Origin of the sequence: Burkholderia sp. 9120 (assembly GCF_000745015.1) — a bacterium.
GTDB lineage: Bacteria > Pseudomonadota > Gammaproteobacteria > Burkholderiales > Burkholderiaceae > Paraburkholderia.
The window spans coordinates 273,802-289,692 of record NZ_JQNA01000002.1 but is presented as its reverse complement, the minus strand read 5'-3'; the positions used below and the strand labels follow the sequence as shown (position 1 = coordinate 289,692).

The 15,891-nt window shown below is 60.9% G+C and carries 10 protein-coding genes; 7 read left to right on the top strand and 3 right to left on the bottom strand.

Translation table 11 applies throughout. From position 1 onward, the window contains the following. Nucleotides 1–113 precede the first annotated feature (113 nt). The 3 genes from FA94_RS09590 to tssK are packed head-to-tail and all read right to left on the bottom strand — an operon-like array spanning nt 114 to nt 4,017. Nucleotides 114–1,937, bottom strand: coding sequence for an OmpA family protein (locus tag FA94_RS09590; protein WP_035550090.1), 1,824 nt, complete (start codon nt 1,935–1,937; stop codon nt 114–116). Beyond that, the gene (locus FA94_RS09585) at nt 1,937–2,671 is read right to left on the bottom strand and encodes a DotU family type IV/VI secretion system protein (protein WP_035550087.1); all 735 of its coding nucleotides are present in this window, start codon (nt 2,669–2,671) and stop codon (nt 1,937–1,939) included. Before FA94_RS09585 ends, FA94_RS09590 begins: the two co-directional genes overlap by 1 nt. Beyond that, entirely contained in the window at nt 2,668–4,017 is a 1,350-nt protein-coding gene (gene tssK, locus FA94_RS09580) for a type VI secretion system baseplate subunit TssK (protein WP_035550084.1), read from the bottom strand. The genes FA94_RS09585 and tssK overlap by 4 nt, the downstream gene beginning before the upstream one ends. Before the next feature lie 539 nt (nt 4,018–4,556). On the opposite strand from tssK, the gene tssB reads away from it, so the two are divergent. The 7 genes from tssB (at nt 4,557) to tssA (ending at nt 15,890) form a co-directional block, all read left to right on the top strand. Further along, a complete protein-coding gene (tssB, locus tag FA94_RS09575; protein ID WP_035550081.1) occupies nt 4,557–5,069 on the top strand; it encodes a type VI secretion system contractile sheath small subunit in 513 nt (170 codons plus the stop codon). A 63-nt stretch (nt 5,070–5,132) separates the two neighbouring features. After that, complete coding sequence (tssC, locus tag FA94_RS09570; protein ID WP_035550079.1) at nt 5,133–6,668, top strand: type VI secretion system contractile sheath large subunit; 1,536 nt, start codon at nt 5,133–5,135, stop codon at nt 6,666–6,668. Between the two features lie 115 nt (nt 6,669–6,783). Continuing rightward, nucleotides 6,784–9,120, top strand: coding sequence for a type VI secretion system Vgr family protein (locus FA94_RS09565; RefSeq protein WP_051980513.1), 2,337 nt, complete (start codon nt 6,784–6,786; stop codon nt 9,118–9,120). 60 nt (nt 9,121–9,180) lie between these two features. Further along, on the top strand, nt 9,181–9,429 hold the full coding sequence (locus tag FA94_RS09560) for a PAAR domain-containing protein (protein ID WP_035550076.1): 249 nt from the start codon (nt 9,181–9,183) through the stop codon (nt 9,427–9,429). A 10-nt stretch (nt 9,430–9,439) separates the two neighbouring features. Then, entirely contained in the window at nt 9,440–10,711 is a 1,272-nt protein-coding gene (locus FA94_RS09555; protein WP_051980512.1) for a KPHS_23130 family T6SS system protein, read from the top strand. Further along, the gene (locus FA94_RS09550; protein ID WP_035550074.1) at nt 10,708–14,283 is read left to right on the top strand and encodes an ImcF-related family protein; all 3,576 of its coding nucleotides are present in this window, start codon (nt 10,708–10,710) and stop codon (nt 14,281–14,283) included. Before FA94_RS09555 ends, FA94_RS09550 begins: the two co-directional genes overlap by 4 nt. 2 nt (nt 14,284–14,285) lie before the next feature. Continuing rightward, the gene (gene tssA, locus FA94_RS09545; protein WP_035561776.1) at nt 14,286–15,890 is read left to right on the top strand and encodes a type VI secretion system protein TssA; all 1,605 of its coding nucleotides are present in this window, start codon (nt 14,286–14,288) and stop codon (nt 15,888–15,890) included. Nucleotide 15,891: the final 1 nt, after the last annotated feature.

Here is a 15,891-nt window from a genome sequence, read left to right as displayed (position 1 = left end):
CGGTCCAAGCCTTCCAATCCTGAAGCAGCATGCTTCGGGCGATAAAACATCCAGAAGCAGTTTGCTTCGGGCGCTAAAAACGATGAGCGTTATGCGTTCAAGTGCCTGTGCGTTCAAGTACCTGTCGCAATCGATATGTCGGGCACCAGAGTGATTTCCACGCGGCGATTTCGTGCGCGCCCCGCGTCGGTGTCGTTGTTCGTGAGTGGCCGGGTTTCGCCATAGCCCTGAATCGCGAAGCGCGTGGCCGAAAGACCCGAGGCATCGATCAGCCAGTCGCGCACGGCGCTTGCGCGTGCGACCGACAACCTCTGATTGCTGTCCGGGTTGCCGACGTTGTCGGTGTGGCCTGCGACAAGAATCCGCTTGTCGGGATGCGCTTTGATCAGGTCGAGCGCAGCAACGATTGAGCGTGTGGAACCCGCTTTGAGCACCGACGTGCCACTGTCGAACAACGACATGCTGTCGAGCGTGATGACCGATGGTAGTGGAGGCGGCGCCTGATAGGACGCGATTGCATTGTCGAGCACGGGTGTAAGCGCTGCTCCCCGATACATGCCGAATGACAAACTCAGTGGTACGCCTGTGCGCGCGTATCGGTCGAACCGGTCGCGTTCCGCAATGAGCGTTTGCAGCGCATCGCGGCGTGCATCGTCGTGAGTGGACGCGATCGCGGCAAACCGGCCCAGTTCGGTGCCGACGCGGGTCAATATCTGCTGGTTGTGGTGCGCCGCGCCCCACATCGCGAGCGCAATCGCGACGGCGAGCAGCGCGACTGCTTGCAGCAGTGCTGTCTGGCGGGGTGACGTCCGCGGACGTTTGGGTAGCGCTTCGAGCAACGGCTGAGGTAGAGGCCACGGTGAACTCGACGCAGGCAGCGGGGCAGGCTGAATGTGGGTTCGAACCGCCACGTCGCGCATCCACGGCGTGCCGGGGTGGCTTGCCGGTCCGCAGTCAATCCAGCCCACGCCGTAGAGCGACAATGGTGTGGCAGGGTGTCGCCGGTCGGCGAGTGCGCTGATTACCACGCGATGAGTCCAGTCGATTAGCGAGGCTAGCTTCGCCGCGCATGCCGCGGGGATAGGATTGCCGCGTGCCTTGTCGTATGCCTGTTGGACTTCGATTGAGGCTTCGATTTGGGCTTCAATTTCCGCCGCGCGGATCACGGTTTCGAAGTGCGGAGTTTCGAAGCGCGGAGTTTCGAAGTGCCACGTGGTTTGAAGTCGCGTGGCCGACGATACGCCGTACCACGACGCTGCGCCGAGGCTAGCGTCGGTCGCCGTCAGGCGCTGATACATCGCAATATAGCCAGGCAGTGTTGCGCCAAGCGCGCGCGACGCGTCGGAGACAGCCTGACGCGCGAGGCTTAGTTGCTGCTTCAACGTGTCTTCTGTGGCGTGGAGCGCGGGTGCGATGGACAACACGACGCCGTCGGGTGCGAGGCCGTTGCGCCATTGTTGGACGGCGACCACTAGCGACGGCAGATCCTGCAACCGGTCCACCCGTAGCCAGATGGCTCCCTCGCCGATATACGCCAGACGCTCTTCGTGGCCTTCGCGATTGAACAGGTCAGCGAGCCCATCGCCCAACACCATTACGAGCGGCATGCGTGTGCCTGGATCGAGCGAAAAGCCAGACGGGAGGCCGAGTCTTAACTCAAGCGGGAGATCGGTCGTAGTCGAGCCCAATGCGGCGATCACGCTCCGGCTCTGCGCGCGAATCCTGTCGAGTTGCCATGTACGCGCGACGATCGCCACCAACGCAAGCAGCACCAGAATTGCCGAGAGCGAATACGTCAGCACGCGTCTGCCCGGTGGCAGCACAACGATGTCGGCAATCGCCAACATGGCCGCGAAGATGATCATCAGGCGCAAAGGATAACCAAAGCCTGCGAGAGGGACGCGCTTCAGCACGCTTGGAGACACAATCGGGGCCATCACGATCTGACAGCCGGCAGTGGGGCGAGCAAATGGGCAAGTTGAACGTCGAGCGCGTGACTCCAGACAAAGTAGACGAGCACGGAAATCACACAAGCCGTGCTCGCGATCGCCCACGGCGACACATAGCGGAGCCAGTCGGTCAGACTGACACTGCCGTGATCTGCGATCAATCTGTGATGCACTGCGGGGCGAAGTTTCGCGATCTGCGTTTCGAGTGCGACGATTAGTGCAGCACGCTTTTCTTCACCCTCACGCGCATAGCGGCCCGTGAATCCGAGCCCAAGAACCGCCGAGTAGCACTCGAGCAGATCGATGTTCGGTGGTGTTTCGCGCATACGCTCAGTGAGTCGCTCGAAAACGTAGTCACCTGCGTTGTGTTTGCCGAACCGTTCGACTTGCAACGGTTGAGCATTCCATTGATGTTTTTGGTCCAATGGTAAATATCTGAGGATCGTCTCATCAAGCAAACCGCACTGGGCGTACAGCGCGTCCTCCCGCACGTCTGCGGCAATGCCGCGTTGCTCGAGGGTTGCCGCGAACACCGCCACCAATTCCAGGCAGCGCTTGCGCAGGATCGGCACGGATTGGGCTATTCCGCCCTGATTGAGTGTGCTTACCTGCAGCGCGGTGTCGCGCAGCAAACCTCGGATACTGGCGCGCGAACCGTGATGCGCCGCAGACTGGTTTTCCAGCAGAGCGACATCGCGCGAAACGTCAACAAAATAGCTCATGAATGAAGCACCGCGTAGAGCTCGATCGACGCGTCTGGCACCGAGCCTGGCAGGTAAATCTGGCATGCGCGCGCAGCCAGCATCCTCGTAAAAGCGGGGTTGTTAGCGTCAAGTGCGAAGTAAAGATTGTCCAGTCGTACTGGAATGGCTGCCGGCACGCGCTGGACGGCTTTAACAGGAATGCCCGCGAGCGCGGCGTTGACAATCTCTTCGACGTCGTTGGGCGCGCCGAGCTTGCATAGCCGCAGCACCTGGTCGATAAGATCGAACGGCGGCAGCGACGCATTCACCGACAGGTAGTAGTCAGCGCCGGCCACCACCCGCTCGTCCAGGAACTGGCCGGACCATGTCGTGGCGTTCTTGCGCGTTAGCGCGATCGGGACTACGCGCGATGGAATGATCGCGTCGAGGAGATCGCGGATCAGCGCTTCCAGCGTCGCGAAGATTTCATTCTGATGCGCATGGTCGTACACCGGGACGTCGGTAAGCCGCGCGCCGGTCGAAAACGTAGTCAGCACGCTTGCCAACTGCGCGAGCAGGTCATAGAGCCGGACAGGTGGCTGGTTCGAATGCGTGGCAAGCAATCTTAGCTGCGGCCAGTAGCTGTGAATACTGTGCAGGAGCCAGAACAGGGAGACGTCGGCGATGCCATATTCAACCACCTGTTCCACACGCTCGCGTTTGCGCGCGCCAAGTGCCTCGCTCTTCGCGAGCAGGATGTCCGCAAGCCGCTTGATTCGCTCCAGGTGCAGTGGGTGGGCCGCCAACGTCAGGCACGGCGGCACGTAACGAGGGTCCATCTGGAACTGGCCGTCGACACCGCGTGTGAGCCTTGCGATTGCACACAGTGTGTCGTCCGCATGTGATTCAAAGTCGAAGAGCAGTCGCACGGCATGGCGTTCGACAGCGATTTCCGCTTCTGTTGTGCCGTTCAGATCCGTGACGCGGACAAACTCGCGGTATGAACGACGCGGGCGCACAAGTGTTGTCCCATCAAAACGGCAGTTGCTGCCGGTCGCGTTGAGCAGCGGTACGGCAGCGTACACGACCATACTCTGCAGATCGTCCGGTATACCGCGCGTCAGGTCGCGAGCGGGAGGTAACACACCGGCTAATGTTGTATCGACAGGCGTACCGTCAGGAAAGCGAATCTTGAGTCTCGCGAGCTTGAGTCGGCCGGTGGCGAGCGCCTCTTCGTCGATTTCGACGCCGAGCGTTCCCCACGGCTCGCACACTGCGGCCGATGCGAGTTGGCGGTGCGCGAAATCCACCCAACGTTCCTGCTGCTGGAAGTGCTGCTGGGTGAGTATCAGGCCCTCGTGCCACAAGGGTTTGTCGATTCGCATGAATAGGCTCTTTACTATTTTGCCTGTTTTTAATGACGGATTGTATATGTCGTTAGGCATGTCGACGTACGTGATTAGTTTAATTCCATGTTCGATTTGATGTGCACATTAAATTGAAAAAAATCGTCAAGAGATTCTGATTTTGTCTGTGAGATTTGAGAGTTTGTATTGCTGACTTTGCGGGGTGTGGTTGCCGGTTTATGGTTGAAAGCTTTGCCTGTATTGCTTTGTATGCCGAAGAGGTATCTCCAAATTAAGTTGTGGAAACTTCTCTATTTTGAGAAATAAGGGTATTTTTCCTAATTTAAATTATTCAGAATAAATATGAATTGAGATGGGTTTATTTGATTGACCTAATGCCGTCTGGAGTGTTTAATTGGTGACGGAAAAATGCGCTGATTTGATAGTCGCCATGGTTATCTCGACGTGTTTTGCGAGCGTGATAGGTGTGTCTGCTCGTTGTGTGAAATAAGGATCGTGCTGCGCGAAATGTCGGTCGCGATCTTCCTCTGTGATCCAATCTTTTCCAGGGAACCCCCATGGACAGCTTCCAGCGAGAAATCCCAAAGAGCCGCGTACAGATCACGCTCGACCTCCACACGGGCGGCGCGCAGAAAAAGGTCGAGTTGCCGCTGAAGCTGCTAGTGGCTGGCGACTTCAGCGCGAGCGACGAGCAGACGCCGCTCGCGGAGCGCAAAAAGATCAACGTCGACAAAAACAACTTCGATTCGGTTCTCTCCGACCTGAATCCCGCACTGAAGATCGCGGTCGAGAACACGTTGGCAGCCGACGGCTCTGAGCTGCTGGTATCGCTTGGTTTCAAGTCGATGAAGGATTTCGAGCCGGAGCTGGTCGCGCGTCAGATTCCCGAACTGAAGGCGCTGCTTGCCATGCGCAATTTGCTGCGTGACCTGAGGTCGAATCTTCTCGACAACGGCACGTTCCGTCGCGAGTTCGAAAAAATCCTGAGAGACAAGTCGCTTTCGGAGCGGCTGTGCGGCGAGCTCGGTCAGATCGCCACGACAGCGGCACAGCCCGCAGGCCATACCTGAGGCAAGTCGGCACAAAGCGGCGTGCACACGGCACATCCCGGACAACGGTAGCGATAGGACATCATGGAACGCAACGAACCACAACCAACAGGCGTAACGGGGACGGCGGTATCGGCTCATCACAATGTTTACCAGTCGCTGTGCAGCAAGATCAACCTGAGGCCCGTCAACGAAGCTCGCCCGCTCGAGGCCTTCCAGGACAACCATCTGCTCTCGGAGTCGTCGGCCGACGAACGGCTTGCGCGAGCTATGAGCGTGTTCCTCAATCTGGTGAGCGAGGGCAGCAGGCCGATCGATCGTCTCGACAAGTCGTTGCTCGATTTTCACATTGGGCGGCTCGACAGGCAGATCAGCCGCCAACTCGACGCCGTGATCCACTCGCGCGAATTTCAGGCGTTGGAAAGCCGTTGGCGCGGCCTGAAGTTCACGGTCGACCGTACGGACTTTCGCAAGAATGCAAGGATCGAGTTGCTCGATGTATCGAAAGACGCCCTGTTGCGCGATTTCGAAGACACGCCGGAGATCGTTCAGAGCGGCTTGTACCGTCACACGTACATCGAGGAATATGACACGCCGGGCGGTCAGCCGATCAGCGCCATGATCAGCGATTACGAGTTCACGAATTCACCGCAAGATATCGGTTTGCTGCGCAATCTCTCGAAGGTGGCGTCGGCAGCGCATATGCCCTTCATCGGATCCGTGGGGCCGAAATTCTTCGGTAAGGAAACGATGGAAGAGGTTGCCGCGATCCAGGATATCGGCAACTACTTCGACCGCGCCGAGTACATCAAATGGAAGAACTTTCGTGATACGGACGACGCGCGCTATATCGGTCTGACCATGCCGCGCGTGCTCGGGCGCTTGCCTTATGGGGCGGATACTACGCCGGTGCGCAGTTTCAACTATGAGGAGGCCGTGAAAGGCCCCGATCACGACCGCTATCTGTGGGTCAACGCGTCGTTTGCTTTTGCCGCGAACATGGTGCGCAGTTTCGTGAGCAATGGCTGGTGCGTGCAGATTCGTGGGCCGCAGGCGGGCGGCAAGGTTGAAGAACTGCCGGTTCACCTGTACGACCTCGGCACCGGTTATTTGCCGAAGATTCCGACCGAAGTGCTGATTCCGGAAACGCGGGAATTCGAGTTCGCTAACCTCGGGTTCATTCCGCTGTCGTTCTATAAGAACCACGATTTCGCGTGCTTCTTCTCGGCCAGCTCGGCACAAAAACCTGCTCTGTACGAGACCAGGGAAGCAACGGCGAACAGTCGCATCAACGCGCGCCTGCCCTACATTTTTCTGCTTTCACGGATCGCGCACTACCTCAAGCTGATCCAGCGCGAAAACATCGGCACGACCAAAGACCGGCGTCTGCTCGAACTCGAGTTGAACAACTGGATCAAGGGCCTCGTGACTGAGATGAAGGACCCCGGCGATGAATTGCAGTCGTCGCATCCGCTACGCGAGGCGAAAGTGACGGTGGAGGACATCGAGGACAACCCCGGTTTCTTTCGCATCAAGCTTTTCATCGTGCCGCACTTTCAGGTGGAAGGAATGGATATCGGGTTGTCTCTGGTGTCGCAGATGCCGAAGGCGAAAAACTGATTGGACGTAGGGCGTGCGATCTGCTGGAGCAGGTTGAGACAAGTCTCTGACGTTTTGTTGAGCGCTGCTGCGTGATTTCTCGTGAACTGGACGCGTTAGTAATAAGGAATGTGCAATGGGATCGATGGTTCTGCCGAAGCAGGCATACACGCTGAAACTGGCGCCGCAGCCGGCGCCGTTTTCGGTATTGAAGTTTGCGGGCCATGACGCGCTCAGCCAGCTGTACCGCTACGAAATCGACTTCACGAGTCCGGTTGCGGACATCCCGATGGACCAGGTGCTGGGGCGACCAGCGCGGTTCATGGTTCAGTCAGTGGATTCGAATGCGGTTTATCTGCAGAAGATGGCCGGCGAGCACGCGGCGAAGTTTAGCGGGCTGCCCAGTGCGCACACGGTGCACGGCATCGTCACGCAGTTCGATCAATTCGGCACGTCGGCCGACGAAACCCATTACCGTCTGGTCATCGAGCCGCGCACGGCGGATCTGGCTCGTGCAGTGACCAGCCGTTTGTTCCAGAAACAAACCGTGCACGAGATCATCGCGGACGCGCTGCGGCACAGCGGGTTTCGTGAAGGCGTCGATTTTCGGTTCAGCCTGCGCGCGCAGTACCGCCGGCACGACTACATCACGCAGTTTCACGAGACGACGCTGGCGTTCATCCAGCGGATCGCGGCGGACGAAGGCATCTGGTTTCGCTTCGAACAGGCGAAGGGACACGAGGTCATCGTGTTTGGTGACGATCTCGATGCTTACGCGCGTCGCCAACGGGTTGTAACGTTGCGACGCGATGCGGGTCTGGAAAGCGTCGGTGCGGAGTCCATCAAGTCGCTTGAGCGGCATATGCGCCGCGTGCCCGAAGCAGTCCAGTTGAACGACTACAACCATCGTCAGGCGGGCGTGCCGCTGCTCGTCGAGCAGAATGCCGCGAAAGACGACCGGACGACGAACGCCGTCGAATGCCTCTGGGGCGAACACTACGAGACGCCGGATGAAGGTCGGCGGCTGGCGAAATTGCGTCACGAGGCGCATCTCGCGCAGCAGATTACCTACGCGGGCAAGGGCAACGCGTTCGGGCTGGAAGCGGGAGAGGTGCTGGGACTGGACAGCAATCCCCTGGATGCGCCGCACGGTCTGTTGGTCATTTCGGTCGCGTCGCGCGGCGGGCGCAGCGACGCTTACTCCAACACGTTCACGGCAATCCCGTCTGACCGGGTCTGGCGTACGCCGGTTGTGCCTGAGAAGCGGCCGGTGATCCACGGCATCCTGCCCGCGCGGATTACGTCACCAGGCGACTACCCACGCGCCTATCTGACGGAGGAAGGCTGGTACGTGATCAGGCTGCCATTCGATCTCGACGCATGGAGCCCAGGCGGTACAAGTCGGCCGGTGCGCCTTGCGAAACCCTATAGCGGTGACAACTATGGTCATCACTTCCCGCTGATCGATGGCGCGGAGGTGGCGATCATCTTTACGGCGGGAGACCCCGACCGGCCTGTGATAGTCGGTGCGATGCACGACAGCCTGCATCCTGATCCGGTGAATAACCTGAATCACACGCGGAACCTGATCCGCACCGCCGCGCGGAATGAACTGCGGATGGAGGATAAGCAGGGCAGCGAGCACATCCATCTGACGACGCCGTTCCAGTCCAGCGAGCTGAACCTGGGTCATATGGTCGACGCGCAGCGCAAGGAACGCGGGCAGGGCGCGGAGTTACGCACGGACGAACACGTTGCGATTCGCGGTGGTAGAGGGATTTTGATCTCGGCTGACGCGCAGCCCGCGGGAAATGGGACGCAGCTCGACATGCGGACTGCGCAATCACTTCTGGAGCAGGCGCTTGAACAGATGGAAACGCTCGCAGACGCCGCCCAGGCAGCACAGGCGATTGCCGCGGAGTATGCCAAACAGAAAGCGTTGCTTCACGACAGGTTGGCCGGCTTGAAACAGGCGGCCATTCTGCTCACGGCTCCGGCAGGCATGGGCCTTGTCTCCGGCAGTCATCTGCAGGTGAGCGCGAGTCAGAATCTGATCGCCACGGCGGGCAGCAGCGTCGATATCGGCGTCGTCAAAAGGTTCACGGTCGCTGCCGGCGACGCGATATCGCTGTTTGCGGCGAAGTTTGGAATCAAGCTCTTTGCTGCGAAAGGGAAGGTCGACATTCAGGCCCAAAGCGACGCGATGAATCTTGCCGCCTTAAAAGACGTATCGATCACCAGTACGGACGGCAAGTTGATTCTATCGGCCGATAGGGAAGTATGGATCGGTGCAGGCGGGTCCTATATACGGATCACGCCGCAGGGCATAGAGAACGGCACGCCGGGCGACATCCTCGAAAAGTGTGCGGCGTGGGACAAGCAGGGCGCGAACTCGATGCGGATCAAGCCAAGCTTTCCACCTCCGAAGGACTTTCGGAATGCTCAGAAAGGATTCTTCAGCTTCTCCCAGTAGCTGGTCCGTTGTTCCCTCGTACCTATTTCGTATCCCCCACTCCCTACAACAGGACAAACCATGCCAAATCTAATCCGGCTGGGCGACTCTACCGACCATGGAGGCCAAGTCATCAGCGCGTCATCCACAATGCGCTACGACGGCCGATTCGTTGCGCGCAAAGGCGACCAGGTGTCCTGTCCCAAACACAACCTGCGGCCCAACTTGATCATCGACGGCGACGGGTCGACCATGGACCACGGTGTACCGGTCGCGCGGCATGGCTACCGGGCGATGTGCGGATGCCGTCTGATTTCAAGCCTTTTGTGAGTCGAGCGTCATGCCGGTAGACCTGCCCATTGCATCGTCCACGGATACGCTGCCCGAGTCGCCACGCGTCATCGTGTGGGTGGGTCTGTTTGCGCTTGTCATGCTGGCCGGCGCGGAGTGCACATTACTCACCTGGCCCAAAAGCGAACCCACCGGCTCGAGCTGGTTCTGGACGAAACTGCTTGTGCTACCGGCACTGGGATTTTTGGTCGCATTCGGGCTTCGACTGTTCTATTACGAACAGGAATCAGATCGGGTTCGCGCCGAAGAGGAAACGTTAAAAAACGATCAGGCGAAAGCGCGCCTTTTGGGAAGCGAACCCCTGGCGGTACTGGAATGCCGCTATCTAAGCGCGCTAAAAGACGGACGAGCCGCCAACGAGACAGCATCAACACATCCGATCCTAAGCGCCCAGGTGCCGCATTCAGGCGGCGCTGCGGTGCGGCACACGGCTCTGAAATTGGGCGAAGCCCGGACCCTTCTCGAACGCTATCGAGCGTGCTTCCTTGAAATACTGGACGGAGTCGGCCCTGCCATTTGCGTGTTGCCGCGAGACTTGCCATTCAATGTCTGCCTTGCGTTGGCCGCCAATCCCGAAAATCCAGAACAGGACGATCTGTCGGTAATCTGGCAAGACTGTTGGCGAGAGAGCGGCCTGCGGCCCGCTAAGGCATCGCGGCTTGCCGCAGAACAGGGGTTGATGTCGCTGGACGAATGGCTGGACAGCCGGGGCGGCGCCGCGCTGGAGAAAATCACGCTCTACGTCTCGGCGCAACTGCACGTCACGCCGCCGCACGACAGCGCGGAAGCGGCTGTTGCACTGCTACTCGGATGGCCGCCGTTGCTTGAACGGCGTGGACTAAAGCCGCTCGCGATGCTGCACCGTCCGGTCAAAGCCGAACCCGGTGCGCTTGACGACGCGATTCTCAAAGCGCTGTTTTGGGGACAATCGGCGTCTACCGAGATCGGCGACCTATGGCAGGCTGACCTTGCCGCCGACGACAAACCCGCCATCCTGCAAAGTGCTTCGGCTCTGTCGCTGGGGGTTTCAAAAACCGGGGACCTGTCCAGTCTGCACGATATCGACATCACGCTAGGCCACGCCGGGGCCGCAGCAGGCTGGCTCGCGGTCGCGTTTGCCATCGAGCACGTTGCACGAGTCCATACCCCGCAACTCATCGTTCATCGGGCAGGATCGCTGCAACTGGTCGTCGTGAACCCAGTTGCAAAATCTGCCGCAAGACCCACCGCCGACACAACAGAGAAGGCGCCCACGCCATGACTCTGAAAAAAGTCTCCGGCTACTGGATTCTGATTTTCACGTTGACGGCGTTCGCCGCGCTCTTCGTGTACTTCGACGGAGTGGAACTGGATCCCTCGCCCTATCGTCGAGTGGCTGTCGTCCTGACCATCGGCGTGATCGCGTTGCTCGCACGCGCTCATCTCGCGTCCGCCTGGCGTTTTGCCGCGCACCATGCACCCAGCCGTAAAAAAGAGCAATACGAGCGAGATCCGTCGGCAAGAATTGGCGCGGCGAAACTACCGGAGGTCGATCTCACCGAACACCGCTATGAAAACCTGGCGCTGGCGCTAAGAAACCGTCACGGCTGGCGGTGGCGCTATCGTGATCGTTGGGTTCTCGTAGTCGGAGATAGTCCGCTAATCGAGCGCCTTGCACCCGGCTTGACGGAATCGGGTTATGCGATCGTCGGCGGCACCGTTCTGCTTTGCGCCCGGCCAATTGGCGATCGACTCGATACCGCGTGGCTCGAGCGGATCCGGCGCACACGCCGTCGCTGTCCAGTCGATGCAATGGCGATCATCGTGAGAACGCGGATCGGCGCGCAGCCGCCGTTCGACGATGCGAGCCTGGTCCAGCGCCTGGCGCGCCATGCTCATGCGTTGCGCTGGTCCGCGCCGGCGTACGTCGTGAACATAGCCGGGATCGGCGGCGAGACGTCGGTGCGTCACGAAGTCATCGGCTGTACGTGGTCGACTGCACAGTTGCGGCCCGATGCGATCGAGGCCTCCCTGCAAGGCCTCGCAAACGACCTGGCTGAGCTCGGTGTGATGCGCCTGACGAACGATGCCGCAGACAGCTATGCCGCCGGATTGTCCACACATATCGCATGGTATCGATCGGCATTGTCCGCGCTCGTCGTGCGGATTGGGCGGTCGCGCGTCGAGCGTGCCGCGATTCACGGCGTGCTGTTCACGCCGCTTTTCGACGAACGGAATACGGCCTCGACGTCAGGCCAGCAAGACAACGAACACGCTAGCAACGCAGACCACCAGAAGCCTGAAAATACTTTGTCGTTCGACGCCAACCGCGGCGATATGGTTTCAGCCATCTGGCAAACAATCGCCGCCCACAGCCGCCGCTTCCGAGGTCGTCCGATAGGGTTATCAGCGTTCACGTCCGCCGCCTGGATCGCAACGGCCTGCGTTGCATGCTGGATCGCCGGCACCAATCTGTCGGGCTTCACCCACCGCGCCACCATCCAGACGGCCGCCGCGACGACCGTCAAGCTCTCGAGCACTCAAGACCCGACCGATGCCGCACTCGCGCTCGATAGCCTGCAGAAGCAACTCGACACGCTGGACGTCAGGCAACGCGATGGCACACCCTGGTACACCCGCTTCGGTCTGAATCGCAACGCCGACCTTCTCGCGGCGCTTTGGCCACGCTATGAAGTCGCAAGCAATCGGATTCTGGTTCAACCAATCCGCGCCGTGCTCGAAGCCCGGCTACGGCAACTCAGCTCGCTCTCCGACGCTGAAATCGTCGGCGGTGGCGACCGGCAGATCACAGCGGCCCACGCAACGCTCAAAACCTATCTGATGCTTGCGCGGCCGGAACACACGGACGCAAAATTTCTCACCGCTCAACTGCTCGCCATGGGCCAACCGACGCACCCGCAGCACGCCGCACTGAGCGACGGTGCATGGCGAGACCTTCAGCAGCGTCTCGTGACCTTCTACGCGGATCACCTCGGGCATCGCGCATCGAGCGATGACGGGGCGCTAGCCATCGTCCCCGACGCATCGCTCGTCAGTGCCGTTCGTCAGACCCTGATCGGTGTGATCGGCCTGCAGAATTCGACCGATGTGCTCTACCGGCAGATCCTTGACGAAAACCGTGGCAAGTACCCGCCGCTGTCGCTCGCCACGTTGCTGGGCGACACCAGCAGCCGCGGCCTGTTTAACACCACGGCCACCTTGCCCGGCGTCTTCACGCGCGCGGCGTGGGACGAACGCATCTCGAAAGCGATCGACGCCGCTGACGAACAGCGCAGCGTTGGCGGCGACTGGGTGCTGTCCGATCCTCACACGAGCAAGCCGTCTGCATCGACGCTAAAGGCCGAACTGCGGCAACGCTATTTCAACGACTACGCGCGCGCCTGGCAGCAGTTCCTCAACAGCATTCGCTGGCAGCAGGACGCGACGCTGTCCGGCACGATCGATCAGTTGACGCTGCTTGCCGATCCGCAGCGCTCGCCGCTTGGCGCGCTGATGAAGGTGATCGTCTATCAAGGTCATGCCGGCGCGCTTGGGCAGTCGCTCTCCGACACGCTGATCGACAGGGCGCAACAACTCGTCGGCGCCGCCGAACAGAATCCGTCGAAGGCAACTCATGCACGAACCACAGCGCCGCTCGCTACCGCATTCGGCCCGCTGCTGCACCTGGCAGGCGGCGACGATTCCGGCGGTTCGGACAACAACGACACGGCGTCCGCGCAGTTCGCGGCGACCGTCGATCTCAGCGTGCAGCGCTATCTGGAGCGCGTCACGGCCATGCGTTTGAAGTTGCAGCAGATCATGACCGGCAGCGATCCGGACGCATCGTCTCGTGCCGCCGCGCAAGCCGTGCTGCAAGGGCGCACGTCGGATATCGCCGACAGCCGCGATTACGCCAGCCGCGTGGCCGCGAGTCTGGGCGAGCAGTGGACCGGCTTCGGCGATCTGCTGCAACAACCGCTCGACCAGACGTGGCGTGTGGTGCTGCAGCCTGCGGCGGCGAGTTTGAACGACGTCTGGCGCAACGGTGTCGTGGCCGACTGGAACAAGGTTTTCGCCGGTCGCTATCCGTTCGCGGATTCCGACAACGACGCTTCGCTGCCGGAAATGGGCCGTTTCATGCGCATGGACAACGGCGTGATCGCGCAGTTCGTCACGACGCAACTCGCCGGCATCGTCGAGCGGCAGGGCGATCGTTGGGTGTTGGCGCAGGGGGCGAACCGCACTGCATTGACGGTCGATCCCACCTTCCTCGCCGCGCTGAACAAGCTTACGCGGGTGTCGACGGTGTTGTTTCCGTCGGGGGAGGCCCACGTGCGTTTTGAGTTGCGCGGCGTCCCCACGGCGGGCGTCACCGACACGAGGTTGGTGCTGTCGGGCCGCGAGTTGCACTACTTCAACCAGCAGGAATCATGGACGCCATTCGTCTGGCCGGGCGACACGCTGGAAAACCACTCGCGCATCGAATGGCAGACCGAACAGGGCGACTTGCGCACCGCGCTGGACGTACCGGGTCGCTTCGGTCCGATCCGGCTGTTCGAACGCGCGAGCGTGACGCCGCAGGATAGCGCCCGCTATCTCATCAGTTGGTCGCCGGACCAGAGCGCTGGCCTGCCGCTGAACGTGCAGTTGCGCAGCGAGGTGGGGAAAGGGCCGCTCGACGTCCTTGCGTTGCGTCACTTTTCGCTGCCGTCGCGAATCTTCATCGGCGGTGGCGCGAAGGCTGCACAGAAGCTGGCCGACGCGTCGGCACCTCCGTTGCCGCCTGCGGCGCTCGCCGCGGCAAAGCACGCTGCCACACCATTGCCGGAAGGCGCCACGCTGGAGTCTGAATGAGCATGCTGCCGAATCTTCTGAAAAACCTGTTTCCATCCCGCGACGCCGAGCAACGGATGCGCGAGCGCATCGTCCGTTGGGACGCCTGGCTGCAACCCATCGCGGGCGGCGGCATTGGCGGCGTGGGTCGCGATCCCGGTTACGAAGACGCATTTTTCGCGCTGAAGGACGAGGTCACCCGGCTTTCGCGCATCGACGACGCGCTGATCGTCGCCACCTGCGAGCAGTTGCTCAAGGAGGTCGGCAAGGATCTGCGGGTGGCCGGGTACTATGCATTCGCCCGGCTGCGTCAGGACGGACCCGCGGGCCTTGCCGATGGACTGGATCTGATCGCCGCGCTGATCGACCGTTTCGGCGAAGCGTTGCTGCCCGCTCGTCCTGTAGCGAAGAAGGCCGCAATCGAGTGGCTTGCCACGACGCGGATTGTTGATCCACTCGCGAGCCACGGCGCGTTCGCACCAGCGGATTTCGAACGCGCGATCGCCGCGCTGGATCTGCTGATCACGGCGACGAACCAATGGAACGAGACGGCTCGCCCGAACCTGCAGGCGCTGATGGTCCGCTTCGAGCGCAATGACACGCCGAGACCGAACCATGAAGCAGACCACGGAGCAGCATCGGCCGGCACGCAGACCGCTCGAAGCGCACAGACTAGACAGACCGCCGGCAGCGTGTCTTCCATGCACGAGCTACTCGATCAGGCTCGCGCGATGGCGGCCTATCTGCGCGAGCAGCAAAATGGCTATCTGCCATCCGCAAGGCTCGTGCGTGGCGTACGTTGGGACACCCTGCATGAGCCGCCACCCGCCGACGTGGAGGCACGCACGCGTCTCGTGCCGCCACGCGCGGAGTTACGTCAGCAGATGAAGCTGCTCGTACTGCAAAAACAGTGGCATGAACTGCTCGAACGTGTGGAAGGGGCGTTCATGGAGGGGGCAAATCATCTGTGGCTCGACTTGCAGTACTTCCAGCATGTCGCGCTCGATCACATCGGGGCACCGTACAGCACCTGGCGCGAGCTGCTGCGGGCCGACATCGCACTGTTTCTCGACCGGCTGCCCGGCATCGAACGGCTGGCGTTCAACGACGGCACGCCTTTCGCCGACGACACCGCCCGCGAATGGATTGCGCGGCACGCGGTCGTGCGCGATCTGGAAGCCGGCGAGGCGATTGCACCGTTGCCGGTTACGGCGCACCAACACCTCGACGTCGCCGACGATTGGCCCGAAATCGAAGCGCAGGCGCGCGAACTGAGCACGAACCAGACGCTCGAAGCGGCCTTCGTCTGGCTGGAGTCGCTGCCCGGCGTCAGGAGCGAGCGCCGGCGTTATCTGCAACGCGTCGTCATGGCGCGCGTCGCCGATCACGCCGGGCGGCCGGAGATCGCCACGTCGCTGCTGAGCGAACTGGACGCTGCCGTGCAATCGCTGAAGCTGATTCAGTGGGAGCCCGCGCTGGGCTTCGACATCAAGCACCAGTTGCTCAAGTCGCTCAAAACGCTTGGCCGCCGCAAGGACGCCGACAAGCCGGCGCTGGCCCGTCGTGTGGAACATCTGCAGGGCGAGCTGATCGTGCTCGACCCGGCACGCGCGCTGGCCCTGTCATAAC

What these genes read in the sequence shown, in the direction of transcription:
- FA94_RS09590 (WP_035550090.1), bottom strand. Translation starts at nt 1,937, where the DNA reads ATGGCCCCGATTGTGTCTCCAAGCGTGCTGAAGCGCGTCCCTCTCGCA.
- FA94_RS09550 (WP_035550074.1), top strand. Translation starts at nt 10,708, where the DNA reads ATGACTCTGAAAAAAGTCTCCGGCTACTGGATTCTGATTTTCACGTTG.
- tssB (WP_035550081.1), top strand. Translation starts at nt 4,557, where the DNA reads ATGGACAGCTTCCAGCGAGAAATCCCAAAGAGCCGCGTACAGATCACG.
- FA94_RS09555 (WP_051980512.1), top strand. Translation starts at nt 9,440, where the DNA reads ATGCCGGTAGACCTGCCCATTGCATCGTCCACGGATACGCTGCCCGAG.
- tssC (WP_035550079.1), top strand. Translation starts at nt 5,133, where the DNA reads ATGGAACGCAACGAACCACAACCAACAGGCGTAACGGGGACGGCGGTA.
- FA94_RS09585 (WP_035550087.1), bottom strand. Translation starts at nt 2,671, where the DNA reads ATGAGCTATTTTGTTGACGTTTCGCGCGATGTCGCTCTGCTGGAAAAC.
- tssK (WP_035550084.1), bottom strand. Translation starts at nt 4,017, where the DNA reads ATGCGAATCGACAAACCCTTGTGGCACGAGGGCCTGATACTCACCCAG.
- FA94_RS09565 (WP_051980513.1), top strand. Translation starts at nt 6,784, where the DNA reads ATGGGATCGATGGTTCTGCCGAAGCAGGCATACACGCTGAAACTGGCG.
- FA94_RS09560 (WP_035550076.1), top strand. Translation starts at nt 9,181, where the DNA reads ATGCCAAATCTAATCCGGCTGGGCGACTCTACCGACCATGGAGGCCAA.
- tssA (WP_035561776.1), top strand. Translation starts at nt 14,286, where the DNA reads ATGCTGCCGAATCTTCTGAAAAACCTGTTTCCATCCCGCGACGCCGAG.